The organism is Microbacterium sp. SORGH_AS_0862 (assembly GCF_030818795.1).
Taxonomy (GTDB): domain Bacteria; phylum Actinomycetota; class Actinomycetes; order Actinomycetales; family Microbacteriaceae; genus Microbacterium.
Map to the genome: position 1 here is coordinate 2,602,128 of NZ_JAUTAY010000001.1, position 26,576 is coordinate 2,628,703.

The window sequence follows — 26,576 nt, forward strand, 5'->3', positions numbered from 1 at the left end:
CGATATCTTCCATGGAAGGTAGTATTTCCTTCCATGGAAGATAAATGGCGGCGATGGATCCTCGTCACCGCGATCGCGCCGATCGCGTGGGGCAGTACCTATGTCGTGACGCGGCACCTCCTGCCGCCCGATGTCCCGCTGTGGGGTGCTGTGATCCGATGCCTGCCCGCCGGGCTGCTCGTGCTGCTGTTCGCCCGCCGCCTTCCGCGCGGCTCGTGGTGGTGGCGGTCGCTGCTGCTGGGCGTCTTGAACGTCGGCGGCTTCAGCGTGCTGATCTACATCGTCGGACAGCGGCTTCCCTCGAGCCTGGCGGCCACCCTCATGTCCACGTCGGCGGCGTGCATCATGCTCTTCGCGTGGGCGCTGCTGGGGCAGCGTCCACGCGTCGCCGCGGCGCTGGGGGCCGCCGTCGGGATCGTGGGCGTCGTGCTCATGCTCGGTGTCGGCGCGGGGTCGGTGGATCCGTGGGGGATCGCCGCCTCGCTGGGGGCCATGGTCGCCTCCTCCTTCGGCTTCGTCCTCACGTCGCGCTGGGGGCAGGAGGTGCCGGCCCTCGCGATGACGTCATGGCAGCTCCTGGCGGGCTCCGTCGTTCTCGTGCCCGTCGCGCTGGTCGTCGAGGGGCCGCCCCCGCAGCTCACGCCCGAGGGCATCGTCGGGTTCGCCTACGTCATGCTCATCGGCACGGCGGTGGCCTACGCGGCCTGGTTCGCCGGCCTGCAGCGACTGCCCGCCGCCGCGGTCGGTCTCGTCGGGCTGCTGAATCCGGTCACGGGCGTCGTGCTGGGCGTCGTGATCGCCGGGGAGTCGTTCGGTCCCGCGCAGGTGGTCGGGCTCGCTCTCGTGCTCGGTGGCGTGGTGTGGGGCGTGCTGCCGCATCGTCGACGCGCGACGCGGCAGGAATCGGTCCCCGATCGGCAGCCGGGTGAGGCGCCGGAGCGGGTGGCTCGTGGTGGGATGAAGGCATGACGCGCGCGCTCGTGGTGATCGACATGCAGAAGGGGTTCGACGACCTGGAGTTCTGGGGGCCGACGGCGAATCCGCAGTGCGAGCAGAACGTCGCCGCGCTGTTGCAGTACGCCGAGGTCGAGGACATCCCGATCGTCGTGGTCCGTCACGACTCGCGCAGCGAGACATCCGTGCTGCATCCGTCCGCTGCGGGCAACGCGCTCGTCGACGTCGTCGACCACGCCCCGGCCGCACTGTTGATCACCAAGAGTGTGAACTCTGCGTTCTACGGCGACCCCGACCTGCACGCCTGGTTGCAGGAGCGGGGGATAGGGGAACTGCTGATCTGCGGTATCCAGACCAACATGTGCGTCGAGACGACGGCGCGCATGGCGGGCAACCTCGGCTACGACACCACGGTGGTGTGGGATGCGACCCGCACCTTCGATCTCGACGCCGAGATCAGCGGTGTGGGGCGTGTGACGCGAACCGCGGCGGAGATCATGGCCACCTCTGCTCTGGTCCTGCAGGAAGGCGGGTTCGCCCGCATCCGGACGACGGCCGAGATCGTCGAATCCGAGCGACGTGCGCAGGATCGATCGCTGACCTGATGTCGCAGGCGGCACATAGCGTGCCGCCTGTCCCGCCCCTCGTGCAGACCTCGCGGGTCGGCTCGCGAAGAGGATGTCCGAACTCGTTCGTATCTTCGAATCTGACATTGAAGAACTAGAACATCCGTTCTAGCCTGTCGGAGTGAAGGTGATCGTGCGAGAAGACGCCGTGGGTGAGGTCCATCGCCTCCGCGCGCAGCTCGAGCGCGTTCAAGGTCGGCGGATGGATGCGGCCGTGCGGCCGGTGCATCCGGCGCTGGCAGAGCTCCTCCCTGGCGGAGGGCTCCGTGCGGGCTCCGCGTACACGGTCGCCCCCTCGACATCGTTGCTGCTCTCGCTGCTTGCCCGCCCCTCGCGCGAGGGGGCGTGGTGTGCGGCCGTGGGGATGCCCGAGCTGGGCGCCGAAGCCGCAGCGGGGCTGGGGGTCGCGCTCGAGCGCCTCGTCCTCGTCCCCGAGCCCGGTCCTCGCTGGCTGGCCGTGGCCGCCACCCTCGCCGAGGTCATGCCGGTGGTCGCCGTGCGTCCGGCCGGCGCGGTATCGGATGCCGAAGCCTCCCGCTTCATGGCGCGACTGCGCGACCGCGGAGCGAGTCTTCTGGTGCAGGGGATCTGGCCGCAGGCGGAGGCCGCGCTGCAGATCGTCGACTCCCAGTGGGACGGACTCGGCGACGGCTACGGCTACCTGTCGTCGCGCACGGTGACGATCGCCGTGCAGTCGCGCCGCTCTCCCGTGCCCCGGCGGGCGCGTCTCATGCTTCCCGATCGCGACGGCGCCCTCACCGCCGTCGTTCCCGCCGCTCCCGTGCCCATGAGGGCGGTGGGCTAGATGCCCGTGCGCACTCTCGTCGTCTGGATCCCGGACTGGCCGGTGGTCGCCTTCGGACGCGAGAGCGGCGAGGATGCGGCGGCGGTCGCCGTCGTCGAGAAGAACGTCGTGGTCGCCTGCTCCGCAGCGGCCCGTGCCGAAGGGGTGCGCCGTGGCCAACGTCGTCGCGACGCGCAGGGTGCCTGTCCTCGTCTGCAGATCGTGGCGATGGATGCGGCACGAGACCATCGCGCCTTCGCGCCGCTCGTGGCGGCGATCGAACGTCTCGCGCCACACGTGCAGATCATCCGCTCGGGGCTCTGCGCGCTGAAGGCGCGGGGGCCCGCCCGCTATTACGGCGGTGAGGAGGAGGCGGCGAACGTCCTGCGTGCTGCGCTGCACGAGGCGGGCGTGAACGATGTCCGCATCGGCATCGCCGACGGCCCCTTCACCGCCGAGCAGGCAGCCCGCGCCGCGACGACCGCCGAGGCGCCGGTGCGGTGTGTGCCTCCGGGGCTCTCGGGACCGTTCCTCGCCCCCCTGCCCGCCACCCTGCTGCACGACGCCGGGGCAGAGACCTCACTCGCCTCGCTGCTGGCGCGACTGGGCATCCACACGCTGGGGGCGTTCGCCGAGCTGCCGACCGACGGCATCCGCGATCGCTTCGGCGAGCAGGGAGTGCGGCTTCAGGCGCTCGCCGCGGGAGCGGATTCCCGCACGGTGACCCCCCGAGACGTCCCGCCCGAGCTCGATCGCGAGATCGTCTTCGAGCCGCCGGTCGAACTCGCCGAGCAGGCGGCTTTCGGGATGCGGGTGGCGGCCGAGGAGTTCATCGCGCGTCTCGACGCGCTGCGGCTGGTGTGCACCGAGCTGCGCGTGGAGCTCGAGTCCGAGCGGGGAGAGCGCAGCGAACGGGTCTGGCTGCATCCGGGAACCTTCGACGCGGCGGCGGTCGTGGACCGGGTGCGCTGGCAGCTCGCCGAGCAGCAGGAGCTGCGCAGTCCCGTGGCGCGCGTGCGCATCTCGCCCGAGGCCGTCGACGATCAGGCTCACCACGTGCCGGGGCTGTTCGGCCGGGGAGAGCGCGAGAAGGTGCACCATGCGCTCTCGCGGGTGCAGGCGATGCTCGGACATCGGAGCGTTCTGACGCCGGTCATCGCCGGTGGACGCTGGCTCGACGAGCGCCAGGTGATGGTGCCCTGGGGTGACCGCGCGGTCGCCCCGCGCGACGCGTCGCTGCCGTGGCCGGGCTCGCTGCCGGCGCCGCTGCCGACCACGGTCTTCCCCATGCCCCGCCCGGCCGAGGTGCGCGATGCCGAGGGCGCCCGCATCCTCGTCGACGAGCGCGGGGCGCTGTCGGGGACGCCCGCCGACATCGCCGTCGGCGGAGTCCGGCGCGGGGTGCTCTCGTGGGCGGGGCCGTGGACCGTCATCGAACGCGAGTGGGATGCGGCCCGCCGCCGTGTGGCGCATCGGTTCCAGATCGTCGACGACGCTCAGGTCGCGTGGCTCCTCGTGCACGAGGGTGGCCGCTGGAGCGTCGAGGCGAGGTACGACTGATGGGCTGGCACAATCCTCCCGTCTCGTGGTCGGAACTCGAACGGGCCCTCAGCGACGCGCGTCGGCCGAGGCCGGTTCCCGCCGGGGCGGACGGCGGCGACAGCCCGGCGTGGTCGCACAAGCGCGGCCCCTATGTGCCGCCGGCGATCGAGCGCCCCGAGCAGGTCGTTCCTTACGCCGAGTTGCACGCGCACTCGTCGTACTCGTTCCTCGACGGGGCGTCCTCGCCCGAGGAGCTCGTCGAGCAGGCGGAGCGACTGGGGCTGCACGCGCTGGCCGTCACCGACCATGACGGCTTCTACGGCTCGGTGCGTTTCGCAGAGGCGGCGGAGTCCCGCAGGCTGCAGACGGTGTTCGGTGCCGAGCTGTCGCTCGATCTGCCCGCCCCGCAGAAGGGTCGCCCCGATCCGGTCGGGCGTCATCTGCTGGTGCTCGCCCGCGGGCAGGAGGGGTACCACCGTCTCGCCGGTGCCCTCACCCGCGCCCAGCTGCGGGGAGCGGAGAAGGGGCGTCCGGTGTACGACGTGGCCGAGCTCGCCGAGCAGTCCGGCGGTCCGCGCGATCCGCAGTGGGCCGTGTTCACCGGATGCCGCAAGGGCGCCGTGCGACAAGCGCTCGCGCTCGAGGGTCCCGCGGGGGCGGCGCGCGAACTCGATCTGCTCATCGACCTGTTCGGACGGGATGCGGTCCAGGTCGAGCTCATCGATCACGGCGACCCGCACGACACCCGGACCAATGACGTGCTCGCTGCCCTCGCCGTCGAGCGTCGGCTTCCTGTCGTCGCGACCGGCAACGTGCACTACGCGGTGCCCGAGCGACGACTCCTGGCGGCGGCGATCGCCGCCGTGCGGGCGAATCGCAGCATGGACGAGCTCGACGGCTGGCTGCCGGCCCACGGTGGCGCTTTCCTGCGCTCGGGCGCTGAGATGGCCGCCCGCTTCGCCCGATACCCCGGCGCGGTCGCACGCAGTGTCGCCCTCGCCGACGAGCTCTCGTTCCCGCTGCGGAAGGCTTCGCCCGCGCTGCCCAAGCTTCCCGTTCCCGAGGGGCACACACTCATGTCGTGGCTGCGGCAACTGGTGTGGGATGCGGTGCCGCGCAACTATCCGAACCTCACCGACGACCAGCGTCGGCGCATCGAACGCGAGCTCGAGGTCATCGAGATGAAGGACTTCCCCGGGTACTTCCTCATCGTCTACGGCATCGTGCAGGAGGCCCGGCGGCGCGGCATCCTCTGCCAGGGTCGCGGCTCGGCGGCGAACAGCGCCGTCTGCTATCTGCTCGACATCACGGCGGTCGATGCGATCGCCTACAACCTGCCCTTCGAGCGGTTCCTGTCGAGTCTGCGCGACGAGGAGCCCGATATCGACGTCGACTTCGACTCCGATCGGCGCGAGGAGATCATCCAGTGGGTCTACCAGAAGTACGGGCGGGAGCGCGCCGCGCAGGTGGCCAACGTCATCCAGTACCGCCCCAAGAACGCCGTGCGCGACATGGCGCGGGCACTCGGGTTCTCACCCGGTCAGCAGGACGCCTGGTCGAAGCAGGTCGAGCGCTGGGGCGCGTCGCTCGAGAGCGCGCCCGACCATGACATCCCGGATCAGGTCGTGGCCTATGCGACCGAGCTGCTCAAGGCGCCGCGCCACCTCGGCATCCACTCCGGCGGCATGGTTCTCACCGAGCGGCCGGTGGGCGAGGTCGTGCCGATCGAGCACGCCCGGATGCCGGGGCGCACCGTCATCCAGTGGGACAAGGACGACGCCGCCTGGATGGGTCTGGTGAAGTTCGACCTGCTCGGGCTCGGAATGCTCTCCGCTCTCCAGTACTGCTTCGATCTGATCCAGGCGGCGACAGGGGAGACGTGGGAGCTGCGTTCCCTGCCGAAGGAGGAGGCGGCGGTCTACGACATGCTGTGCCGTGCCGATTCCATCGGCGTGTTCCAGGTCGAGTCGCGTGCGCAGATGGGGCTGCTGCCGCGCCTGCAGCCCCGGGCGTTCTACGACCTCGTGATCGAGATCGCCCTCGTCCGGCCAGGTCCCATCCAGGGCGGGGCGGTACATCCGTTCGTGCGGCGCAAGCTCGGCCATGAAGAGGTGACCTACCCGCATCCCGACCTCATCCCGGTGCTCGAGCGCACCAAAGGGATCCCCGTCTTCCAGGAGCAGTTGATGCAGATGGCGATGGTGGTGGGCGACCTCTCCGGCGAAGACGCCGACCTCATGCGCCGGGCGATGGGCTCCAAACGCGGTCAGGAGCGCATCGACTCGCTGAAGGAGAAGCTCTACGCCGGCATGGAGCGCCATGGCCTCGTCGGCGAGGATGCGGATGCGATCTACCGCAAGATCCAGGCGTTCGCGAACTTCGGGTTCGCCGAGTCGCACTCGCTCTCGTTCGGCCTCCTGGTCTACGCGAGCTCGTGGATCAAATTGCACTACCCGGCGGCGTTCCTCGCGGGGCTGCTGCGGGCGCAACCCATGGGCTTCTACTCACCCGCGACGCTGACCGCGGACGCCCGGCGCCACGGCGTCGAGGTGCGTCGGCCCGATGTGCAGCTCTCGGCCGCCCAGGCGGGACTCGAGCCGCTCGGAGACAGCACCGAGCCGACGGGGATGGATGCGTGCCGTGGTCCTCAGCCACCCGTGGGGCTCTTCGACGCGGCGGCTCCCGACGAGTCCGCTGCGCATCGCCGCGACGGTGCGTTCGCGGTGCGGCTGGGGCTCGGAGCGGTGACCGGCATCGGTGAGAAGGTCGCCGCACGCATCGTCGCCGAGCGCGACGCGGAGGGGCCGTTCCGCGACATGCGCGATCTGGTGCGCCGGTGCGACCTCTCCGTGGCGCAGCTGGAGGCGCTGGCCACGGCCGGTGCCTTCGACTGTTTCGGGCTGACTCGCCGCGAGGCCATCTGGTCGGCCGGCACCGCTGCGCAGGACCGGGCGGAGTTCCTCCCCGACACCGTCATGGCGGTGCAGCCGCCCTTGTTCCCCGACCCGTCGAGCTACGAGACGCTCGCTGCCGATCTGTGGGCGACCGGCATTTCCACCGACGATCATCCGCTGACCCACTACCGTTCCGCACTGGATGCGCGAGGAGTGCTGACCTCGCGCGAGATGCGCGCCCACGATTCGGGGCGGCGTATCGAGGTCGCGGGCCTCGTGACCCATCGCCAACGGCCGGCGACCGCATCCGGCATCACCTTCCTCAACCTCGAAGACGAGCACGGGCTGGTGAATGTGATCTGCTCGACCGGGGTGTGGAACCGATACCGGCGCATCGTGCGCGACTCGCCGGCGCTGATCGTGCGCGGGATTCTGGAGCGTTCGGTGGAGGGGGTCACCAACCTCGTGGCGGATGCGTTCGAGGATCTCCGCGTGGGGATCTCGCACCGCTCGCGTGACTTCCAATGACACGGCAAAGGCCCCCGGGTGAACCCGGGGGCCTTTGGGCGGGGCTTCAGCCCCGGACACCGAGGGCGAAACGGACCGAACCGTCGTCGCCGACCTCGGCATCGAGCACCCTGTCGTCGAGGGCATCCGTCGCACCGGAGTCCACGAAGACGCGAGCACCCGACGTCTCCACCACCGCGTCCTGCGGTTCGGGGGCGGCAGCGAGCGCGAGCTCGAACCCGGTCTCGGTGCCGGTGTCGCGAATGCGCAGCCCGCCACCTTCCGCCGGGATCTGGGACGAGATCGTCTTGACCGCCGAAGCAGCGTTCTCCGTCAGAGTGAGCATGGTGCTCCCTTCCATCGATGTCTGCGGACCGGCCACGATTCCGAGAATCCAGAGAGGAATCAACCCCTGCACGCGGATCGGATCGAACTCACACGAGGTTCACCGGGAACTTTTCAGGACGTCAGCCGCTGGTCGGTGTTCGAGTAACTGATCGAATCGGCGGTCGCCCCGACGAGTCCGAGCGTGACCCGCAAGAGCGTCGGGGTGATTCCGTCGCGCGGCGGGGGAGTCTCGGCCCCGAGGGTGTACGACGTGCCGTCGGCACCGGTCGCGGTGAGGGAGTTCACGTAGACCGAGACATCGCCCGAGAGCGTCATGGTGTCTGCCGTGGTGACCAGGGCGGGACCTTCGGCATGGCCGACGGTCAGGGCGAAGCCGGTGATCGTGATGCTGTCCGCGCTGATCTTGAGGGCATGTGTCCGCGTGCCGTCGGCGAGCGGAACGGTCACGAGAGAAATGCCCTTGAGGCCGCCGATCGACAGGCCTTCCGAGCCGAGTTGTGCCGGCGGTTGAGTGAACACGGGGGCGCTCTCATCCGGTGCCGCCTCGGCGGGCACCTCCGGTTCGGCGGATGCCTGCGGTGCCGGTGTCGCGCTCGGGGCGGGGCTCTGCCCGCCGACGTCCGGGATTCCGGGCGCCTAGGCTCTGGCTATGGGGAGTGAGCGGCGCACCAGGCTGAGTCCGGAGCAGCGTCGCGCGCAGCTGGTCGCGCTCGGCGTCGCGTTCCTGGCGGACAGGCCGCTCGACGACCTGACCATCGAGGAGCTGTCGGAGCGGGCGGAGGTCTCGCGGGCGCTGATCTTCCACTACTTCGGGTCGAGGCAGGGCCTGCATCAGGCGGTGGTCGCGCGCGCGGGTGACGCACTGCTGGAGGCGACCCATCCGCGCGAGGAGCTGGCCGCAGTGGAGCGGTTGCGCGACACCCTCCGCCGCATCGCGCTGTTCGTGCGCGAGAACCGCGGCACCTTCTTCTCGCTCGTGCGCGGCGTCGCCAGCGGCGATCCCGAGGTGCGGGTGGTCGTGGACCGTGCTCGGGATGCCAACGCCCAGCGTCTGCGCGAGGTGTTCGCCGAGTTGGGAGTGCCCGCCAGCCCGCTGCTCGACGTCGCCCTGCGTTCCTGGGTCGCATTCGCCGAGGAAGTGCTGATCGAGCTGGCCGTCGATGACGGTGTCGACATCGACGACATCGTGGGCTTCCTCGAGCGCAGCGTGCAGGGTGTCGTGGCCGCCGTGACTCACTGACACACGTCGGGTGCCCGTTCGTCAATCGTCTTAGCCGGATCCGTCGCTCCGCTTTAGCGTGGTGCCATGGCCGGAAACGTCGCAGAACTCTTCGTCCGCACTCTTCGTCACGCCGGGATCACCCGCATCTGGGGGTTGCCCGGCGACTCGTTGAACGCCTTCACGGATGCTCTCCGCAAGGACGGCGGCATCGAATGGCTGCACGCGCGGCACGAGGAGTCCGCGGCGTTCGCGGCAGGGGCCGAGGCGGAGATCACGGGGGAGCTCGCCGTCGTCGCAGGCAGCTGCGGTCCCGGCAACCTGCACTTCATCAACGGTCTCTTCGATGCGCACCGCTCGCGCGTGCCGCTGTTGGCGATCGCCTCCCACATCCCGTCCGCCGAGATCGGCAGCGGCTACTTCCAAGAGACGCACCCGCAGGAGCTCTTCCGCGAGTGCAGCCACTACGCCGAGCTTGTCTCGGACCCGGCTCAGCTGCCGTGGGTTCTCGAGACGGCGATGCGCACCGCAGTGGAGAAGCGCGGAGTGGCCGTCGTCGTCGTTCCGGGTGACGTCTTCTTCGCGGATGCTCCCCACCGGCGCCCGTCCGCACCGATCCGCGCCACGCGTCCCGTCGTCGTACCGTCCGCATCCGAGCTGGAAGAGGCTGCCGCCGTGCTGAACGCGGCGGGGAAGGTCACGATCCTCGCAGGCGCCGGGGTGGCGGGCTCCCACGATGAGGTGCTGGCGCTCGCCGGCCGTCTGCAGGCACCGATCGTGCACGCCTTCCGCGGCAAGGAGCACATCGAGTACGACAACCCCTACGATGTCGGGATGACGGGTCTGCTGGGCTTCTCCTCCGGCTACCGCGCCATGGAGAAGTGCGACGCGCTGCTGATGATCGGCACCGACTTCCCGTACCGGCAGTTCTTCCCCGAGAAGGCGAAGATCGTGCAGATCGACATCCGCGGCGAACAGCTGGGACACCGCACGCCCATCGACGTCGGGCTCGTGGGGGATGCGGGCGCGACCGCATCCGCTCTGCTGCCGCTGATCGACGAGGGCCGCAAGGAGCACCACCTGAAGGAGTCGGTCGAGCACTACCGCAAGACGCGGCGCGAGCTCGACGGGCTCGCGAACGACGACGGCAAGAAGCCGATCCACCCGCAGTACGTCGCGCGTCTCGTGGACGAGCTGGCGGCGCCGGACGCGGCCTTCACGGCGGATGTGGGCACGCCCGTCATCTGGGCGGCGCGCTATCTGCACATGACCGAGCAGCGCCGCCTGCTGGGCTCGTTCACGCACGGCTCGATGGCCAACGCCCTGCCGCAGGCGCTCGGTGTCCAGGCCGTCGACCGTTCCCGCCAGGTGATCGCGCTCGCCGGCGACGGTGGGCTGGCGATGCTCATGGGGGACCTGCTCTCGATCCGCCAGAACGATCTGCCGGTGAAGATCGTCGTGTTCGACAACTCCGCGCTGGGCTTCGTCGAGGTCGAGATGAAGGCGGCCGGAATCGTCAACTACGGCACGGACCTGCACAACCCCGACTTCGCGGCCGTGGCCGAGGCGGTCGGGATCACCGGCATCCGCGTCGAGAGCGCTGCCGACCTCGAGCCCGCGCTGCGGCGTGCGCTGGCCGATCCCGGTCCGGTGCTCGTGAACGTCGTGGTCGCCCGCGAGGAGCTGTCGATGCCGCCGTCGATCACCGCGGCGCAGGCCAAGGGCTTCTCGCTGTGGGCGTTGCGCACCGTGCTCTCCGGCCGCGGCGACGAACTGTTGGATCTGGCCGACACGAACCTCTGGCGTCGTCTGTTCGACTGACCCGGCGTCATCGCGTCACCTGTCCGTCGCGTCGCAGCCGATAGACTCGACGGGCCAGCCTCTGTAGCTCAGTGGAAGAGCCACTCCGTCCTAAGGAGCGGGTCGGGGGTTCGAATCCCTCCAGGGGCACCCAGTTCTCAGGCCGGTTCTGCCGCGTAATCACGCGGTAGGACCGGCCTTCTTCGTTGTCAGGCGAGGGTCTTTGCCCACGTTTTGCCCACACTCTCGCGGAGGGCTGCATCCTGCATGCGGGTGGCGACGGCTTCGAGGTCGTCGTCGAAGAGGTCGGCGTAGGTGTCGAGGGTCATCGCGGCAGACGCGTGGCCGAGCATCTTCTGCACAGCCTTGACGTTGGCCCCAGCACTGATTGCCAGCGACGCCGCCGTGTGCCTCAGATCGTGCGGGGTAACGCGCGGGATGGTCGGGTCGATCTTCTGCGCCCGTTTGACGGCTACCGCGAACCATCCTTCGGAGTCGCCCTGTCGCTTCATGTGCGTGCGACCGTTGCCGAACAGCAGACCGTCGGGCCCCTTACCCGCGCAGGCCGCGGCGATCCGCTTGCTTAGGAAGGACGGGTAGGGCACGGAGCGTCGCTCGTGTGACTTCGGAGTGCCGACGTGGATCTCCCACTTCACGAGCACCGCGTTCTCCTCGACGTGCAGACGCCGCCGCAGCTCGTTCACATGCCGCACACGCAGCGCGGTAGCCTCACCCCACCGCAGACCGGTGTACGCGAGCACTAGCACGAGGTCTGGGTGAGCGGATGCGTTCGCGAGCGTGTGCACCTGATCGTGGGTCAGATAGACCCGACCCGTCTTCTTCGTCTTGCGCGGCAGGTTCTTGAGTCCTCGCGCCGGGTTGCGGGGGAGACGTCGATCGCCGACGGCCATGTCGAGGATGCCAGCCAGCACACCGAGCGCTCGCAGCACGACGGATGCGGACTTCTTCTGTCCGAGCTCGCTCACCCATGCCTGCACCTGGGACGGCAGGATGTCGCGGATCTCGGTCGATCCCCAGCGCGGTTCGACGTGCGCTCGCCATGCCGTCTCGAGCGGCAGATAAGACGAGGGCTTGAGTGCGGGCGGACGCTTTCCGGCGAGCCACGTCGGCGCAAGGTGTGCGACCGTGACCTTGCCCTGAGCGGGGTCGATGTACTCGCCCGTCGCCTTCGACACGGTGACCGACGCCAGGAAGAGCTCGGCCTCCTTCTTCGTTCTGAACCCGCGCTTGTCCGTCTGCTTCTTGTCGGGCTTGCGATAGCGAACGCGGTACCGAGGACCGGCGGCGGTGGCGTACTTCGTGATGGAACCGGCCACGGTCAGACCTGCACTTCCTCGAGGTGGTCCCACTGGCCGGCGCCCATGCGCGGCCGCACATAGACGGTGTCGCCGAAGCGCTGCAGGATGCGGCGGAACGCGTCCACGATGTCGACGGTGACGTCGAGGTCGACGGCGATCGCCTCCGCGTGTCCGTCGTGCATCCGCTCGGCGAGCTTGTAGTCGTCGATGTCGATGAGTCGGAGCGCTGCCCACTCGTCGGCGCGACGTTCCTGCAGCGCATTGCGCGGCCCGAACATGGTCGGCTCGTCTGCGAAGACGGCGTGTGCACACTCATGCGCGAGGACGCTTCGGTGTAGCCGTCGTGCCATGCCAGCGCGCAGGCGAATGATTCGGCGTCGGTGGAGATACTCGCCATCGCGATCGTCGGGCAGATCGTCAACGACGCGAACGCGTACGCGCAGGATCTCCAGCGTCTCGAGGATGTGCTCGTCCATCAACCCTCGCCGTCGTCCCCTCCACGGTCGCGCCCCTTGGTCTTGGCGACCGCTCGGTCATCCTCCGCACGACCTCGGACACCGAACCGACCTTCGACGACGTTGCTGCTCGATCGAGCTTCGATGTGCGCGAGGAGCTCGCGCGCGAGTTCCAGTTCCGTGAGGTCTTCGACGCCGGTTTTCACCTCACGGATACGCGCTTCGGCATCGGTGATGTACTCGCCCTCAGCGAGAGCTTCGACGACGGGGCGATCGTAAGAGCGAGCGAACTTCAGGACGAACTCGACTGCGGGGCGTCCCCCCTGCTTCCAGCGCGTGACGTTCGACTTGTCGATGCCAACTCGGTCGGCAATGTCTTTGGCCTGCACGGCTCCAGCAACGGCCTGCACGTACTTCCACCAGCGGGTCTCATTCACGATCGCCACTCTAGTTGCGCGCGCGCAACAGTGCAACTGAGTGCAGCAATCAAACTCGTAGTTGCGCAACGGCAAACCCTCATCTACCATCAGTTGCACCGCCGCAACCGTCGGTTGCAGCAATGATTCAGAGGAGCCGAAGATGTCGACACTGGTGATCGACACGGAGCGCTTTCAGCAGCTGCGTAATGAGCAGGGCTTGGACACCGTTCAGAGCCTCGCGAGTGCGCTCGGCGTCGACAAGGGCACCGCATCTCGAGTGCTCAACGGCAAGGCCGCGCCTGGTCCGCGCTTCATCTCGTCCGTGCTGATGACCTTCCCCGTCAAGTTCGAGGACGTGTTCACGATCGTGTCGGAGCCGGGGGAGCAGTCGTCCGCCGCCACAGCCGCGAAGGATGCGGCATGAGTGTCATCGCTCCGCAGGGTGCGCAGGTGATCCCGATGCGCAGGACGGCCACGGCGCCCGAGCCGATCTGGCTCTCGCCCGATCAGGTGTGCGAGATCGTTCCCGGTCTCACCCCGCGCGACCTGGAAGATATGCGCTCCTCCGGCAAGGGGCCGCGTTACTCGAAGCCCACGCCGCGCAAGGTCGTGTACGCGCAGGCGGACGTGCACGAGTGGCTGCGCTCGAAGCAGCACGGAACGGGGGAGCAGCCATGACCCCCGAACTACAGACGGTCCTCGGCTGGGTCATCGGCCTGATCATCCTCAGCCTCTGCTTCCTGATCGCCTGCATCGTCACCGCGCAGCCCATCGACGACACGCATCCCGACGCGCTCGGCTCTCTCGACCAGCGGGACGGCATCGGCCAGGCGCTCGCCGAATCGAAGGACCACGAGCGTTGGCGCGACGACCGTCACCTCCGCACCACCACCTGACCTCACACACGTGAGAGCGGGCGGGGCTCGTCCCCCAACGGGTGCTGTCCGCTCTCACTCTCTCCACAACCGCACAGATCCGAACGAAGGGCACATCATGACGGATCCGAACATCCACCCGGTGAGCATCACCATCCCCGCCGGCACGCGCGTCGACATCGACCTGCACGCCGCGCCTCACCCGCCCGTCTCGGCCGCGGCAGTCGCCGCCGACCGATACGCCGCCGAACTCGGCCGCCAGGCCGACGCTGCCGCGTGAACGGTAAGGGGAGGAAACGATGGGCATCTGGCGACCTGGTCGTGATCGACGGCGTGCGATGGGTGATCCGAGTCCTCACCCCGACGCGAGCAGAGCTCGAGGCGATGAACACCGTGACCGCGATGTGGCGAACAATCCCACCGAGTCTGCTACCCACGCGCCGCTGAGCTACACCACCGCGTTCGCGCCGCACGCTCAGATGCGGTGGCTCGTGCGTCTCGAGCCCGCCGAACTCCCGCACCTCGGCACCGTCCGCCGCGACCTGCTCGTCTGGACCGTCCGCCCCTGGGTGCGCGTCCCCAACGGCACCAAGCACGGCGAACGCCGCATCGGCCGCATCATCGCCCAGCACGAGAGGTGGGCGCTCGCCGCGGCCGTCGCGAAGGCGATGCAGGCGTGCGGCTCGTTCTACGACGTGCCGTCAGCTCGGATCGGATCGATCGCCGACAACCACCTCCGCATCCTGGGGGGACGGCGATGAGCGCCGTCGACGCCGCCCTCGCGACAGCATCGAATGCGCCGGGCATCACGATCGGATCCGGACTCACGGTCGCCGACCTCCTCGCGTTCGCGGCCGCACATCCTGACGCCGCGGCCGCGGAGAGCGACATCATCCGCGAGCTCGCAGTCAGCCCCGCCCGTTACTCGCAGCTACTCAGCCGGGCGATCGACCGACCCGAGGCGCTCGTCATCGACGCCGTCACTACCCATGCGCTGCTGCGCCGTCGCGAAGAGATCCGCGGACGTCGTTCCGCTCTGGCCCGCGCAAGCGCCGCGGCCACCGCCAGCTTCTGAGAGGTCTACGCATGGACAGCACCGAACGCCCCGAGTGGGCAGACGTCGCACGGTTCGCTGACGATCAGCGCTGGCACCGCGGCGACTGGATGCAGACGTACACCGGCCGCCAGTTCTATCCGATGGCGCCGCATCCGGACGACGTCGACATCGTCGACATCGCGCACGCCCTGAGCATGCTCTGCCGCTACAACGGCCACGTCACCCGCTTCTATAGCGTCGCCGAGCACTGCGTCCTGATGAGTCAGGCGGCCGAGCCGGAGATCGCTCTCTGGACACTCCTGCACGACGCAACCGAGGCGTACGTGGGCGACATGGTTCGACCGCTCAAGGTCGGCATGCCCGACTACCGCGCAGCAGAGGACCGCGTCGAGGATGCGATCGTCGCCCACTTCGGGCTCCCGTTCCACAAGCCGCCCGCGGTGAAGGAACTCGACCTGCGCATCCTGTGGAACGAACGCGAAGCACTGCTCGCCCAGCCGCCGCGCCCGTGGTCGATGCACGGCGAGAAGCTCGACGTCACCATCCACGCGTGGTCGCCCGCTGAGGCTGAGGCTGCCTACCTGGCACGCTTCGACCAGCTCACCTCGGGCGGTGCGCGATGATCCGCGCTCAACACCTCAGTGCCGTAGCGAAGCCTGCCAAGGAGCGTGGCGTGCATGCCTGCCCCCGCTGCGGCCACAAGAGACAGGCGCGGCCATCATCACTGTGCGAGGACTGCCGCTTCGTCCTCACTGCTGCTGAGCGTCTGGCGTGGGCAGCATGAGCGCGGGGGAGCGTCAACCGCAGGTTGATGCCGAAGCGCGCAACGGCGCGGTCGAGCCCACGGACAAGCGCAACGCCCGCAGCGACATCGAGACGGAGTCCTGGCTCAACGGTTTCGTGCGCCGCATCATCCGCCGCGCAGGCGTCCGCGTCGCCAACGCCGACGAGGTCGAATTGTCCATCCTCCTCGCAATCCGCGACGACTTCGACGACGCGATCCAGACCGCCGTCGACGGCATGCGCGACCGCCACGTCCCATGGCGACTCATCGGAGAAGCCGCAGGTATCACCACGCAGGCCGCCCAGCAGCGCTGGGGCCGCGACCAGAAGGAGACCACACGATGAGCGCTCTGCTCTCGCCCCTGTTCCTGCAACACCCCACCGACACCTACGAGCAGTTCATCCGCGACAAAGTCGCCTTCGACCGGTCGTTCGGCTTCCCGGTCCACGATGACGACCTCCCAGCGATCCTCAAGCCCCACCAGCGCGCCATTGTGAAGTGGGCGCTCGCTGGTGGACGCCGCGCGATCTTCGCCGCGTTCGGGCTCGGTAAGTCGGTGATGCAGCTTGCGACGCTGCACACCACGATCACGCACCCCGCCTCCGAGGTGCCGGGTGGACGCGCGCTAATCGTCGCGCCTCTGGGTGTGCGTGGTGAGTTCATCCGTGATGGCCGTGAGCTGCTTGGTATCGAGGTGCGCTTCGTGCGTCGCACCGAGGATGTCGACCTCTCATGGTCGGGCATCTACGTCACGAACTACGAGAGCGTGCGCGACGGCAAGCTCGACGTCGACCTGTTCGACGCGGTGTCCCTCGACGAGGCGTCGGTGCTGCGCTCGTTCGGGTCGAAGACCTATCAGGAGTTCCTGCCGCTGTTCGAGCGGATCCCGTACCGGTTCGTCGCGACCGCGACGCCCTCACCGAACCGGCACAAGGAGCTGATCCACTACGCCGGCTTCCTCGGCATCATGGACACCGGCCAGGCCCTGACACGCTTCTTCGTCCGCAACAGTTCGAAGGCAAACGACCTGCGCCTGTACCCGCACAAGGAGCGGGAGTTCTGGCTGTGGCTGAACACGTGGGCGTGCTTCGTGCAGCGCCCGTCGGATCTCGGCTTCCCGGATGACGGCTACGACCTGCCACCGTTGACGATCAACTGGGAGGAGGTGCAGGTCGACATCGCCTCGGACGAGGTGGAACGCAACGGCCAGGGCGTGCTCGTCAGCGGTGGCGCCATGTCGCTGCAGGCCACCGCGCGCGAGAAGCGCAAGACCCTCACGCAGCGCGTCGCACGTGCTCTCACACTCGTGCGCGAGCACGTCGAGCTGCACGGCGCCGACGAGCCGGTGATCCTCTGGTGCGACCTCAACGACGAGCAGGACCTGCTGGAGTCGATGCTCCGCGCCGAAGGCCTCCCGTTCTCCAGCATCCACGGCAGCCTCGACGACGTTGAAGCCGAACGGCGCCTCGACGCGTGGCGCGCAGCCGAGACGACCGAGCTGATCGGCAAACCCGTGCAGCTCGGGCAGGGTATGAACCTGCAGCGCGCGGCCACCGCGATCTTCGTCGGCGTGACCTACAAGTTCAACGACACGATCCAGGCCGTGCACCGCATCCAACGGTTCGGCCAGACACGACCCGTCACCGTGCACCTGGTCTACGCCGAGACCGAGTCGGCGATCCGCGACACCCTCCTCGCGAAGTGGGAGGAGCACGACCGTCTTACCGACACGATGAGCGACATCATTCGCGAGTTCGGCCTCAACCCCGGCGCCGTCTCCGCCGCGCTGCGCCGAGCGATCGGCGTCGACCGCTCCGAAGAGTCCGGGCCCGGATGGGTGCTCGCACACAACGACTGCGTGCTCGAAGCCCGCGACCACCTGAGCGACGACTCCGTCGACCTGCTCGTCACCTCGTGGCCGTTCTCTAACCACTACGAGTACTCACCGAACTACAACGACTTCGGCCACACCGACGACAACTTGCACTTCTGGCAGCAGATGGACTACCTCACGCGCGAGCTCTACCGGGTGATGAAACCCGGCCGCATCTACGCCGCGCACGTCAAGGACCGCATCAACTTCGGAGCCGTCACCGGCGCCGGCGTCCCCACGTCCTCGCCATTCCACGCCGAAGGCATCGTGCACATGCTCAAGCACGGCTTCGACTACCTCGGCATGATCACCATCACCACCGACGTCGTCCGCGAGAACAACCAGACCTACCGCCTCGGCTACACCGAGATGCGCAAGGACGCGACCAAGATGGGCGTCGGCTCGCCCGAATACGTCCTCCTCTTCCACAAGCCGCAGACCGACCGCCAGCGCGGGTACGCCGACGAACGAGTCGAGAAGGACGAACGCGACTACTCGCTCGCCCGCTGGCAGATCGACGCCGCCGCCGACTGGCGATCCTCCGGCAACCGACTCCTCGCACCCGACGAGCTCGCCGCCCTCAGCCCCGAGATCCTCGCGAAGCTGTTCAAGAACCAAGCCCGCGCGAACGTCTACGACTACGACACCCACGTCGCCACCGGCGAAGCCCTCCAAGCCCGCGACGCCCTCCCCAAGAAGTTCGCCTCCATCCACGCCGGATCCTGGCGCCCCGACGTCTGGGACGACGTCAACCGCATGCTCACCCTCAACGGCGAACAGTCCCGCCGAGCCCTCGAGTTCCACATCTGCCCCCTCCAGTTCGACATCGTCGACCGCCTCATCACCCGCTACTCCAACCCCGGCGATCTCGTCCTCGACGTGTTCAGCGGCCTCGGCACCGTCGCACTCCGCGCTCGCCGCCTCGGGCGCAGCGGCTACGGCATCGAGCTGAACCCGACATCGCACCGTGACGCGGTGATGTATCAGCGGGAGCTTGACCAGGAGCAGGCGACGCCGACCTTGTTCGATCTGCTCGATCTTGAGGGCGGTGCAGCGTGAGCATTCCGACCCTCACACCGCTGGAGACGCCGATCTTCGACGACGACGTCATCGCCGAGATGGAGCAGCACGTCGACGAAGTGCTCGCGTGCTGCCGCTGCGTTGCCGAGGCGACATCGATCTGTATCACCACATGCTGCAAGGCGCAGTTCCCGATCTGCCCTCCTCACCTCGCCGGAGCGCGCGCCGGTTTCGTACGACCACGTGTGCTCCGCTGTGCGACGTGCCGAGAAGTTCACCTCTTCGTCTCGTTCGATGACACATACCGGGTGGTGGACTTGTGAACGGCATCCCGTTCCTCGACTTCTTCGCCGGGTTCGGCGGCGCATCGTCCGGGCTGGTCGAGGCTGGCTTCGAGCTGTCGACGGCCTACAACCACTGGGACACGGCCATCGCCGTGCACTCGGCAAACCATCGCCGCGCAGACCACGTACAAGGCGACCTCTCCGGCTACGACATGCGCCGCCTACCGCGCGGTGTGCCCTTCCTCTGGGCGTCGCCAGAATGCACCTGGCACTCGCCGGCGGGCGGGCGTAAGCGTCTGCGCCGCGACCCGCAGCTCGACCTGTTCGACGACTACGTCCCGAACGAGGCGGGGGAGCGCTCGCGGGCGACCATGTTCGACCCGATCCGCGCGACCGAGGCTCGTTCATTCGACGTGACGATCATCGAGAACGTCCCCGAGGTCGCTTCGTGGCCGCTGTTCCCTGCCTGGCTGCGCATGTGGGAGGACCTCGGCTACTCCTGGCAGATCGTCAACGCCTCCGCGGCGCACATCTACTCGCCAACGAACGCTCCCGCCGGGCAGTGGCGCGACCGGATCTACATCGTTCTCAACCGCAAGGGCCTCCGCATGCCGCGCATCGAACCGCGGCCTCCGGCATGGTGCGAGCAGTGCGGATCCGTGGTCGAGGCGGTGCAGTCCTGGAAGAAGGATCACCCGATCCGCGTCGGCAAGTACGGCCGCCAGTACGTCTACGTGTGCGGCGCGGGCCAACACGCGCGTCAGGTCGTCGAGCCGTTCGTGCTTCCGGCCTCCGCGGTCATCGACTGGTCCGATCTCGGTGAGCGCATCGGTGACCGTAAGCGCCCGCTCGCGGCCGCCACGATGCGCCGCATCGAGGTCGGCGCTCGCATGTTCGCCCGCCCTGCGATCGTCGCCCACCACGGCGAAACGTGGGATGCGGCGAACCCTCGGCACCCGCGCCACGCCGAACTCGGCGCCTACTACCGTGTGTGGGCTCCGGACGCGGCGCCGCTCATGGCGCGCAACGCGTCCGGAGGCGACGCCCTCGCGGTGCCGCCGTTCCTCACCGCGGTCAATCACGACGCAGACCACCGGGCGATGCGACTGGACGGCGGGCCGCTCCCGACACGATCAACGAAGATCGGCGACGGGCTCGTGTTCCCGCCGTTCATCACGCATCACTACGGAGACGCCGCGGGACGCAACGGCGACCGTCGTGTCAGCCTCGCCGAGCTGCCTCTCGGTGCGATGACCACGACGATGTCTCAGGGCATCGCGGTGCCGCCGTACGTCGTCGAGTACTTCGGGACGTCGACGGCCCGCGACATGGATCAGCCGCTCTCGGCAGTGCTTGCCGGCGCGCAGCACCACGGCCTCGCGATCCCGCCGGGCGCCTTTCTGTCCAAGCATCACGGCGGACTGGACTACCGCGCGATCGAGCACATGAACAAACCGATCAGCGAGCCCCTGCCGACCATCGTCGCCGCCCCCAACGTCTCGCTCGTCATCCCCACCCGCACCCGACCGGAAGCGAGCTACGAGGGCGATCTGCCCTTCGACCTCGACGACGTCCGATTCAGGATGCTCGGCCCCCGTGAACACCTCCGCGCCCAACGCTTCGCGGACGACTATGACACCAGCGCAGCCAACAAGTCCCAGACGACCAAGGGCGCAGGCAACGCAGTACCGGTGAACGTCGCCCACTGGCTCGGCGGCTTCGTCGCTGAGGCAATCGGAGCAGCAGCATGAGCGCCACCACCGCGACCCGCGCCACATCCGGTGGGGGATGGAGCTTCGACGCCGACAAGGGCTGGACGCTCGACCCCGCCATGAAGGAGCAGAACGACGCCGAGCTGCGCGCGGCGCTCGCGGCGATCGACGCGTCGCACGCGCACCTCCCGACGTGCGCCCTGTGTGGTCAGCGCTGCCTTAAGCGCGACCGCTACGGCCTGTGCTCCAAGGTCACCGAGGCGCACAAGGCATGGCGCGCGAGTACACGCGCCGAAGAGAAAGCGAGCAGCCGATGACCCGACTCGAATCCGCTCAGAAGCTCGAGCAGCTCATGGGCGTACCCCGGCATGCCGTGCACCATCTCGGTCGCGCCGTCTCAGCCGAGGCGCGCGTGTACATCCTGCACTCGCAGGAGTGCCTCGACGCCGGGGGAGACCTGCGCGACTGCGAGTACTCCGAAGCGCTCGACCTAGGTATCGAGCCCGCCGTGTGGAACGGGCACGAGGACGTCACCGTCGTGCTCAACATCGACCCCGAGCACTTCGACCCGATACCCGCCTTCCACTACGAGGATCCGGGCACCCACGCGATCGCGATCGCACGCGCGGCCGCGACCCGCTGCCTCCAGTTCAACAACGAAGACGACCTCCAGGAGGGCATCGCCGACGCGCTCGCCGATGCGGGTATCACCGCGATGCGTGAGGTTCGACTGTCGGACGGTGCCTCTCGTATCGACCTGCTCGCCGGCACGGTCGGCGTCGAGGTGAAGATCGCAAGCTCGATGCCCACGGTGCTCCGTCAGCTCTCCCGCTACGCGCAGTGCCCCGAGATCGACGCCCTCGTCCTCGTTACCACCCGCGCCTCGCACAGCGACATGCCGCTCACGCTCAACGGCAAGCCGCTCATCGTCTGCTCCCTCATCGGCGGTGGACTGTGACCTCGACACGCACCTATGGCACCTACATGTACGAGCCCGCCAACGGGCGAGTGCGTGGCCGGTGGGGACTCAAGCTCGAGCCGGCGGTCGCCGTGCGCGCCAAGCGGATCTTCACCCGGGTCGACCACGACCGATCCGGCCTTCTGATCATCACCGACGCCGACGACGTCGCTCGCGACATCGAGTGGCTGATGGAGCGCTACCCGCTAGTGCCCGCCTCGCCGGAGTCCGAGCAGCAGCTCCGCCTGCGCGCCGACGCGCACCGCGAAACCATGGCCGCCGTCGCCCGCGTCACCGCAGGCACCGGCCAGCGCCTCGACCTGCCCGCCCAACCCGCGAAAACGCCCCGCGACTACCAGCTCGCCGCCGTCGAACTCCTCCGCGCTCGCGGTCGCCTCCTGCTCACCGATGATCTCGGCCTCGGCAAGACGTTCACGGGCTTGCTGAACCTCGTGCACGCCGACGCGCTGCCCGCGCTCATCGTCCCGCCGACCCACCTGCCGCGCCGGTGGATGACCGAGCTGGAGGAGGCGCTCCCGTGGCTGACTGTCAGCCTCGCCGCCAAGACCACGCCCTCGGCCGCGTTTCTCGACGGCGACCGCCCCGACGTGCTCATCGTCCCGTACTCGCGTCTGGACGGTTGGCGCGACCACCTCGAAGGCTGGGCCGCATCCGTCGTGTTCGACGAGGTGCAGGAACTCCGCCGCGGCGTCAGCACGAACAAAGGCAAAGCCGCCGCGCAGGTATCCAAGGACGCCGCCTTCGTCCTCGGCCTCACCGCCACACCTGTCTACAACTACGCCGGAGAGATCTGGGAACTGTTCAACATCATCGCTCCCGGCGTTCTGGGCTCGCAGTACGAGTTCATCCGCGAATGGGTCGGCCGCTGGCATCAGCAACACATGGTCGTCAGCAACCCCGCCGCCCTCGGCTCGTACCTCCGCGAGGAGGGCGTCATGCTCGGCCGCAGCCGCGCAGAAGTCGGCCGCGAACTCCCCAAGACCGTCAAGGTCCCACAGCTCGTCGACGCCGACCCCGCCGCCCTCGAACGCGTGGCCGGCGACGCACAAGCCCTCGCCCGCCTCATCCTCAACGACGCCGCCAACCGCACCGACCGTTGGCGCGCATCCGGCGAACTTGACTGGAAGCTCCGCGAAGCCACCGGCATCGGCAAAGCCCCCTACGTCGCCGAGTTCGTGAAGATGATCCTCCAATCCGAACAGAAGGTCGTCCTCTTCGGATGGCACCGAGCCGTCTACGACATCTGGCTCGAAGCGCTCGCCGCGTACGAGCCGGTCATGTACACCGGCAGCGAATCGCCCGCGCAGAAGGCCGCAGCGGAGGAGAGCTTCATCAACGGCCGTGCGCGCGTGCTCATCATGTCCCTGCGCTCCGGCGCCGGGGTCGACGGCCTCCAGAAGGCCACCAACGTCGTCGTGTTCGGTGAACTCGACTGGTCGCCGCAGGTGCACGAGCAGGCCATCGGCCGCGTCCGCCGCGACGGCATGGGTGAGGCGCCGCCGGTCGCGTACTTCCTGCACGCCACCGAGGGGTCTGACCCCACCATCCTCGAGACGCTGAACGTGAAGCGTCAGCAGTCCGAACCGATCACCACGCCGGACGGCAAGCTCCGCGCCGACGCCACCACCGACACCAACCGGGCGCGCGCCTTGGCGCAGCAGATACTCGGCATCGCCGAGCGCCGCGGTGAAGACGAAGGAGTGAGACTGTGAACGCAGAACGTAGACGCGCCGGGCGCCGGATCAGACGGCAGAGACGCCTCTCCCGGGCGCTCACCGCGGGGTTCGAAGGGATCTCCCTCGCGACTGTCGCCGCGGCTGCATCCGTGATCGGCTTTACCAACGCGTTCGAGACGGCTCTCCGAGCTGAACAGATCGAAGCAGTCGCCCGTGTCTCCGACATCGAGTTGTTGCCATGGCAGCGGGAGTCTTTGCGCTCCTGGATCAAGGCCGAAGGCGCCGACTGATGGGCGCGCTGATCGACCTCACCGGACGTACCTTCGGCATGCTCACCGCCGCTGAGCGCCTGCCCGACGCTGTGACACCCAGCGGCGCTCGCCAGCCGATGTGGGGATGCGTGTGCGCGTGCGGACGCCGAACCGTCGAGCAGGGCCGCGCCCTCCGCTCCGGCCGCGCCCTCTCGTGCCGCCAATGCGTGCGCGACCCCTCACGCATGCTCAAGTACGGGTCGACGTACATCGCCTACTGGCCCACGCTCGGCATCCTCAAGATCGGGCGAGCGTTCCGCGGATCCCGCCTCGAAATGCTCCGACGCAGCGGCGCCCACATCCTCCTCGACGCCCGCGGCACCGACGCCACCTGGGAAGCCGCCGGCCTCCGCGCACTCCGCAGACTCTTCGACCCCGCCTTCACCGGACCCACCGGCGACGGCCCACACCGCGCCGACCGGATCCTGTTCCGCGGCCGCGGATGGTCGGAGTGCTTCTTCGTCGAGCTCGAAGACCTACAACTCGCATACGACGAATGCCTGCGGGCGTTCGCACTCGAAGGGAACGACATTGGAACCAACCCCCCTGCCACCCCCGCGTGGCGCCGCGCCCTCGACGCTGCCCACCGTTCTCGGGCTGCCCGTCGAAGCCGCGCCGACCGCAGTGGGCCTCCGGCTGCTGGCGGGGGAGAAGAACCTCCTACAGCTCAACCCCACAGCGCTCGCAGCACAGCTGTACCCGACCGAGCCGATCAGGTCTGCGACGGAGCGGGTGATCCTGCACGTCGTGATGCTGGAGGAAGCCGGACACCTGTCGACGTGGATCGCGGACGGCCAGGAGTGGCTGTCGATGACACCGCCGTCGAACCTGCCGCGCTCGGCGCTCAGAGCCTCACACGCGCCCTCATTTTCACCGGCTGGGGAGAGAGAGGGAGAAGGAGCACGTGCGCGAGCGAGAGCGCGAGAGCGCGCGCAGGCGCAGGTGGACGCGGAAGAACGCGAACGTGCCGTCCGCTGGGCCGCGTGGAATCGGGATCAGACCTACGCCGCCCCTCGCAGGCCGGATCGCCCCGCCCTTCTGGACGCTCCGCCCATCGGCTGCCCGGACCACCCGAACGGTCACTACGAGCCCTGCGGTCCCTGCGGCACGGCTGCTGCCAGGCGCAGGGAGTACCTCGCTCGACACACGTACCTCGAGCAGCTCTCCATCTTCGAGGAGCAGACCGGGGGAGCGGACGATGAGCCTTTCTGAGCTGGCGACACCGCACGCACCCTATCGCGCTCTCGTCTCCTCCGGTCGGTGGCACGTGAGCGATGACGTGCTCCACGACTTCCTCCACAAGGTCTCGGCCTCGACGGTGCGTCGTCTCAACGTGATGCGCGAGCTGCCGAGGGGGAATGAGCCGACCGCGAGGGAGCGCGCCTACGACGCCGAGACCGCACGACTGCTGACCAAGATCCGAGAGGCCCAGCGATGACCCACGACCGCGACTGCATCCGCGGATGCACCATCGTCGACAACACGAAGCACCTGGCCGTCTGCCCCGACTTCGGCAAGACCGACGGGATCTGCCAGGGTTGTGCGCCCGTGAAGGCACGCGAGGGCATGCTGCTGTGCGATCGCTGCTACCGCCGACTGTCACGAACGCTCAGCGACGCCCCTGACCTGATCGGTCACCTCCGCTCGATCGCGGACCCGATGAAGTCGAGTTGGAACTGGGACCGCATGATCGTCTCGTCGTCGCCCGTCGACATGCCGGCGCCTGTGTCGGCTGCCGTGATCGACGCGGCACGCGACGTCATGCGGATGCTGCACGAGTGGGCGGCTGTCGCGAACGGCGAGGCGTACGGCCGTAGCGATCTCATCGCGGGCGCCGACGCCGCATCCGCCTTCGACGTCGCGCACGACTATGCGCGGACGATCCTTGCTCATCTCGACGAGCTCGCGAACCGCAAGGAAGTGACACATCTCTGGGATGCAGTCATGTTCCGGCACGAGGGTGAGCCGGACTGGTGGTCCGTCGCGGACGCGCTGGGGAAGTGGTCCCTCGACGATCGCGAGCGGTGGGCCCGTAACCCCTGCCCGTCGTGCGACTGCAAGACGATCCGTGTGCGCCCGCCTCGTCGCCGTGGCGACGTCGCCCGGTTCCGGTGCACGACGTGCGACTGGGAGGCTGACGACCAGGAGCACGGCGGCTTCTGGGCTGAGGCATTCGCCGAGGTGGTCCCGGAGGTGCCGGCTGCATGAGCATCTCAGAACGGAGCGAGCCGGTTCGCATCCTCACGCTGGCTCAAGCGGCGAAGCGGGTTGGCAAGTCGGAGCGACAGATCCGCAGGTACATCGAGCAGGGGTTACTGGAGCCGGTCGCACCCTCGATCAAGCGCTACTACGAGCAGTCGGTCGTCAAAGCGGAGAAGGAGAGCCGGTCTCGTGTCGGCCGCCCGCGTAAGACGCGCGAGAAAAACGTGTCAAACTCGTCCGCCTAATCTGCTACGCTGTGCGTGCACAAGATCTATGACCAAGCCTCACCTTCGGGTGGGGCTTTCGTCATTTCGTCCCGGAGTTGCGTGCCCTTCGCCGGGATCTCGCTCCGCCGCCGCACGCTCCCATTCGACGCACCGAAAGCTCGAGCTAGAGTCCGCCTTCGCGCGGTGACGCTCGGCATGCTGCAACCGAGAGCGGTGGACGCGCGGCGGAGCGCAGTCGTGATCGGCGGGGTGCTCGGGTGTCGTCACCTCGGGCGCCTCGCCGCCACGATGGGAGGTCCAGGTCGTGCCGAAGAACGAGGGCGCAGTGATCCCGGCGTGGAGTGGTCGCCGTGCAGCGGATGCTCTCGCTCAGGTGAAAGCGAAGGGCCGCAAGAACCGCACGCCGTGCTGTATCTGCGGACAACATATCGATTACGACCTACCCGGAACTCATCCGCAGGGATGCACCGTGCAGCATCTCCGATCCCGCCGCCGGTTCCCCGAGCTCACGTGGCTGTCATCGAACTGGGCGCCAGCACACAAGGAGTGCAACGAGTCTGACGGCGATGGATCGCGCGGCGAAGACGGCGGCGTGACGTCGAGCGATTGGTGATCGGCTGAAAGATCCACGCTCGCATGAGGGGTGGACACCGCCGCGGAGGGCTTCCTCCCCCTCCGCGGTCGACCCCCTACCCCTCGCGCGAGTTGC

Annotated in this window: 30 protein-coding genes and 1 tRNA gene; 26 read left to right on the forward strand and 5 right to left on the reverse strand. The window is 68.5% G+C overall.

Going from position 1 to position 26,576, the window contains the following annotated elements:
- Window positions 1–33 precede the first annotated feature (33 nt).
- From QE377_RS12665 to QE377_RS12685, 5 genes are all read left to right on the forward strand, one after another.
- The gene (locus tag QE377_RS12665) at window positions 34–969 is read left to right on the forward strand and encodes a DMT family transporter (RefSeq protein WP_307323701.1); all 936 of its coding nucleotides are present in this window, start codon (window positions 34–36) and stop codon (window positions 967–969) included.
- Complete coding sequence (locus QE377_RS12670; protein WP_307323703.1) at window positions 966–1,559, forward strand: cysteine hydrolase family protein; 594 nt, start codon at window positions 966–968, stop codon at window positions 1,557–1,559. Before QE377_RS12665 ends, QE377_RS12670 begins: the two co-directional genes overlap by 4 nt.
- A 142-nt stretch (window positions 1,560–1,701) precedes the next feature.
- Entirely contained in the window at window positions 1,702–2,385 is a 684-nt protein-coding gene (locus QE377_RS12675) for a hypothetical protein (RefSeq protein WP_307323705.1), read from the forward strand.
- On the forward strand, window positions 2,386–3,924 hold the full coding sequence (locus QE377_RS12680) for a DNA polymerase Y family protein (RefSeq protein ID WP_307323707.1): 1,539 nt from the start codon (window positions 2,386–2,388) through the stop codon (window positions 3,922–3,924).
- Window positions 3,924–7,328, forward strand: a complete 3,405-nt coding sequence (locus QE377_RS12685; RefSeq protein WP_307323709.1) for an error-prone DNA polymerase — start codon at window positions 3,924–3,926, stop codon at window positions 7,326–7,328. Before QE377_RS12680 ends, QE377_RS12685 begins: the two co-directional genes overlap by 1 nt.
- Window positions 7,329–7,374: 46 nt before the next feature.
- On the opposite strand, the gene QE377_RS12690 is transcribed toward QE377_RS12685, so the two are convergent.
- Both QE377_RS12690 and QE377_RS12695 read right to left on the reverse strand, forming a co-directional pair.
- Window positions 7,375–7,653, reverse strand: coding sequence for a Fe-S cluster assembly protein HesB (locus tag QE377_RS12690; protein WP_137417641.1), 279 nt, complete (start codon window positions 7,651–7,653; stop codon window positions 7,375–7,377).
- Between the two features lie 113 nt (window positions 7,654–7,766).
- Complete coding sequence (locus QE377_RS12695; protein ID WP_307323713.1) at window positions 7,767–8,174, reverse strand: hypothetical protein; 408 nt, start codon at window positions 8,172–8,174, stop codon at window positions 7,767–7,769.
- 130 nt (window positions 8,175–8,304) lie between these two features.
- Here QE377_RS12695 and QE377_RS12700 point away from each other — a divergent pair, with 130 nt between their 5' ends.
- The 3 genes from QE377_RS12700 to QE377_RS12710 all read left to right on the forward strand — a co-directional run bounded on the left by QE377_RS12700 (window position 8,305) and on the right by QE377_RS12710 (window position 10,824).
- Entirely contained in the window at window positions 8,305–8,895 is a 591-nt protein-coding gene (locus QE377_RS12700; protein WP_307323716.1) for a TetR/AcrR family transcriptional regulator, read from the forward strand.
- A 66-nt stretch (window positions 8,896–8,961) separates the two neighbouring features.
- On the forward strand, window positions 8,962–10,695 hold the full coding sequence (gene poxB, locus QE377_RS12705; protein WP_307323719.1) for a ubiquinone-dependent pyruvate dehydrogenase: 1,734 nt from the start codon (window positions 8,962–8,964) through the stop codon (window positions 10,693–10,695).
- 57 nt (window positions 10,696–10,752) lie between these two features.
- A tRNA-Arg gene (locus QE377_RS12710) sits at window positions 10,753–10,824 on the forward strand.
- 59 nt (window positions 10,825–10,883) lie between these two features.
- On the opposite strand, the gene QE377_RS12715 is transcribed toward QE377_RS12710, so the two are convergent.
- Genes QE377_RS12715 through QE377_RS12725 form a run of 3 tightly spaced genes read right to left on the reverse strand, consistent with a single transcriptional unit; the run spans window position 10,884 to window position 13,050 of the window.
- Window positions 10,884–12,011 carry a tyrosine-type recombinase/integrase gene (locus QE377_RS12715; RefSeq protein WP_307323722.1) on the reverse strand — a complete coding sequence of 376 codons (1,128 nt, stop codon included), beginning with the start codon at window positions 12,009–12,011 and terminating at the stop codon, window positions 10,884–10,886.
- A 2-nt stretch (window positions 12,012–12,013) separates the two neighbouring features.
- Complete coding sequence (locus QE377_RS12720) at window positions 12,014–12,469, reverse strand: ImmA/IrrE family metallo-endopeptidase (RefSeq protein WP_307323725.1); 456 nt, start codon at window positions 12,467–12,469, stop codon at window positions 12,014–12,016.
- Entirely contained in the window at window positions 12,469–13,050 is a 582-nt protein-coding gene (locus tag QE377_RS12725) for a helix-turn-helix transcriptional regulator (RefSeq protein WP_307323728.1), read from the reverse strand. Before QE377_RS12725 ends, QE377_RS12720 begins: the two co-directional genes overlap by 1 nt.
- Between QE377_RS12725 and QE377_RS12730 the strand changes: the two genes are divergently transcribed.
- From QE377_RS12730 to QE377_RS12815, 18 genes are all read left to right on the forward strand, one after another.
- Window positions 13,028–13,291, forward strand: coding sequence for a helix-turn-helix transcriptional regulator (locus QE377_RS12730; protein ID WP_307323731.1), 264 nt, complete (start codon window positions 13,028–13,030; stop codon window positions 13,289–13,291). The genes QE377_RS12725 and QE377_RS12730 overlap by 23 nt on opposite strands.
- Window positions 13,288–13,545: an AlpA family transcriptional regulator gene (locus tag QE377_RS12735; protein ID WP_307323734.1), complete on the forward strand. Its 258-nt coding sequence runs from the start codon at window positions 13,288–13,290 to the stop codon at window positions 13,543–13,545. Before QE377_RS12730 ends, QE377_RS12735 begins: the two co-directional genes overlap by 4 nt.
- Window positions 13,542–13,763 carry a hypothetical protein gene (locus QE377_RS12740; protein ID WP_307323737.1) on the forward strand — a complete coding sequence of 74 codons (222 nt, stop codon included), beginning with the start codon at window positions 13,542–13,544 and terminating at the stop codon, window positions 13,761–13,763. Before QE377_RS12735 ends, QE377_RS12740 begins: the two co-directional genes overlap by 4 nt.
- A 97-nt stretch (window positions 13,764–13,860) precedes the next feature.
- Entirely contained in the window at window positions 13,861–14,022 is a 162-nt protein-coding gene (locus QE377_RS12745; protein ID WP_307323739.1) for a hypothetical protein, read from the forward strand.
- 124 nt (window positions 14,023–14,146) lie between these two features.
- Complete coding sequence (locus QE377_RS12750) at window positions 14,147–14,503, forward strand: hypothetical protein (RefSeq protein WP_307323741.1); 357 nt, start codon at window positions 14,147–14,149, stop codon at window positions 14,501–14,503.
- Window positions 14,500–14,817 carry a DUF3263 domain-containing protein gene (locus QE377_RS12755; RefSeq protein WP_307323744.1) on the forward strand — a complete coding sequence of 106 codons (318 nt, stop codon included), beginning with the start codon at window positions 14,500–14,502 and terminating at the stop codon, window positions 14,815–14,817. The genes QE377_RS12750 and QE377_RS12755 overlap by 4 nt, the downstream gene beginning before the upstream one ends.
- A gap of 11 nt (window positions 14,818–14,828) precedes the next feature.
- On the forward strand, window positions 14,829–15,422 hold the full coding sequence (locus QE377_RS12760) for a hypothetical protein (protein ID WP_307323746.1): 594 nt from the start codon (window positions 14,829–14,831) through the stop codon (window positions 15,420–15,422).
- Between the two features lie 157 nt (window positions 15,423–15,579).
- Window positions 15,580–15,927: a hypothetical protein gene (locus QE377_RS12765; protein WP_307323749.1), complete on the forward strand. Its 348-nt coding sequence runs from the start codon at window positions 15,580–15,582 to the stop codon at window positions 15,925–15,927.
- A complete protein-coding gene (locus QE377_RS12770; protein WP_307323751.1) occupies window positions 15,924–18,515 on the forward strand; it encodes a DNA methyltransferase in 2,592 nt (863 codons plus the stop codon). The genes QE377_RS12765 and QE377_RS12770 overlap by 4 nt, the downstream gene beginning before the upstream one ends.
- Before the next feature lie 280 nt (window positions 18,516–18,795).
- Entirely contained in the window at window positions 18,796–20,511 is a 1,716-nt protein-coding gene (locus tag QE377_RS12775; RefSeq protein ID WP_307323754.1) for a DNA cytosine methyltransferase, read from the forward strand.
- Window positions 20,508–20,789, forward strand: a complete 282-nt coding sequence (locus QE377_RS12780; RefSeq protein ID WP_307323757.1) for a hypothetical protein — start codon at window positions 20,508–20,510, stop codon at window positions 20,787–20,789. The genes QE377_RS12775 and QE377_RS12780 overlap by 4 nt, the downstream gene beginning before the upstream one ends.
- The gene (locus QE377_RS12785) at window positions 20,786–21,430 is read left to right on the forward strand and encodes a hypothetical protein (protein ID WP_307323760.1); all 645 of its coding nucleotides are present in this window, start codon (window positions 20,786–20,788) and stop codon (window positions 21,428–21,430) included. The genes QE377_RS12780 and QE377_RS12785 overlap by 4 nt, the downstream gene beginning before the upstream one ends.
- Entirely contained in the window at window positions 21,427–23,163 is a 1,737-nt protein-coding gene (locus QE377_RS12790) for a DEAD/DEAH box helicase (protein ID WP_307323761.1), read from the forward strand. Before QE377_RS12785 ends, QE377_RS12790 begins: the two co-directional genes overlap by 4 nt.
- A gap of 113 nt (window positions 23,164–23,276) precedes the next feature.
- Entirely contained in the window at window positions 23,277–23,417 is a 141-nt protein-coding gene (locus QE377_RS12795) for a hypothetical protein (RefSeq protein ID WP_307323764.1), read from the forward strand.
- A 552-nt stretch (window positions 23,418–23,969) separates the two neighbouring features.
- Window positions 23,970–24,650, forward strand: coding sequence for a hypothetical protein (locus tag QE377_RS12800; protein WP_307323767.1), 681 nt, complete (start codon window positions 23,970–23,972; stop codon window positions 24,648–24,650).
- Window positions 24,637–24,876: a hypothetical protein gene (locus QE377_RS12805; RefSeq protein WP_307323770.1), complete on the forward strand. Its 240-nt coding sequence runs from the start codon at window positions 24,637–24,639 to the stop codon at window positions 24,874–24,876. The genes QE377_RS12800 and QE377_RS12805 overlap by 14 nt, the downstream gene beginning before the upstream one ends.
- A complete protein-coding gene (locus QE377_RS12810; RefSeq protein WP_307323774.1) occupies window positions 24,873–25,646 on the forward strand; it encodes a hypothetical protein in 774 nt (257 codons plus the stop codon). The genes QE377_RS12805 and QE377_RS12810 overlap by 4 nt, the downstream gene beginning before the upstream one ends.
- Window positions 25,643–25,885, forward strand: a complete 243-nt coding sequence (locus QE377_RS12815) for a MerR family transcriptional regulator (RefSeq protein ID WP_307323776.1) — start codon at window positions 25,643–25,645, stop codon at window positions 25,883–25,885. Before QE377_RS12810 ends, QE377_RS12815 begins: the two co-directional genes overlap by 4 nt.
- Window positions 25,886–26,576: the final 691 nt, after the last annotated feature.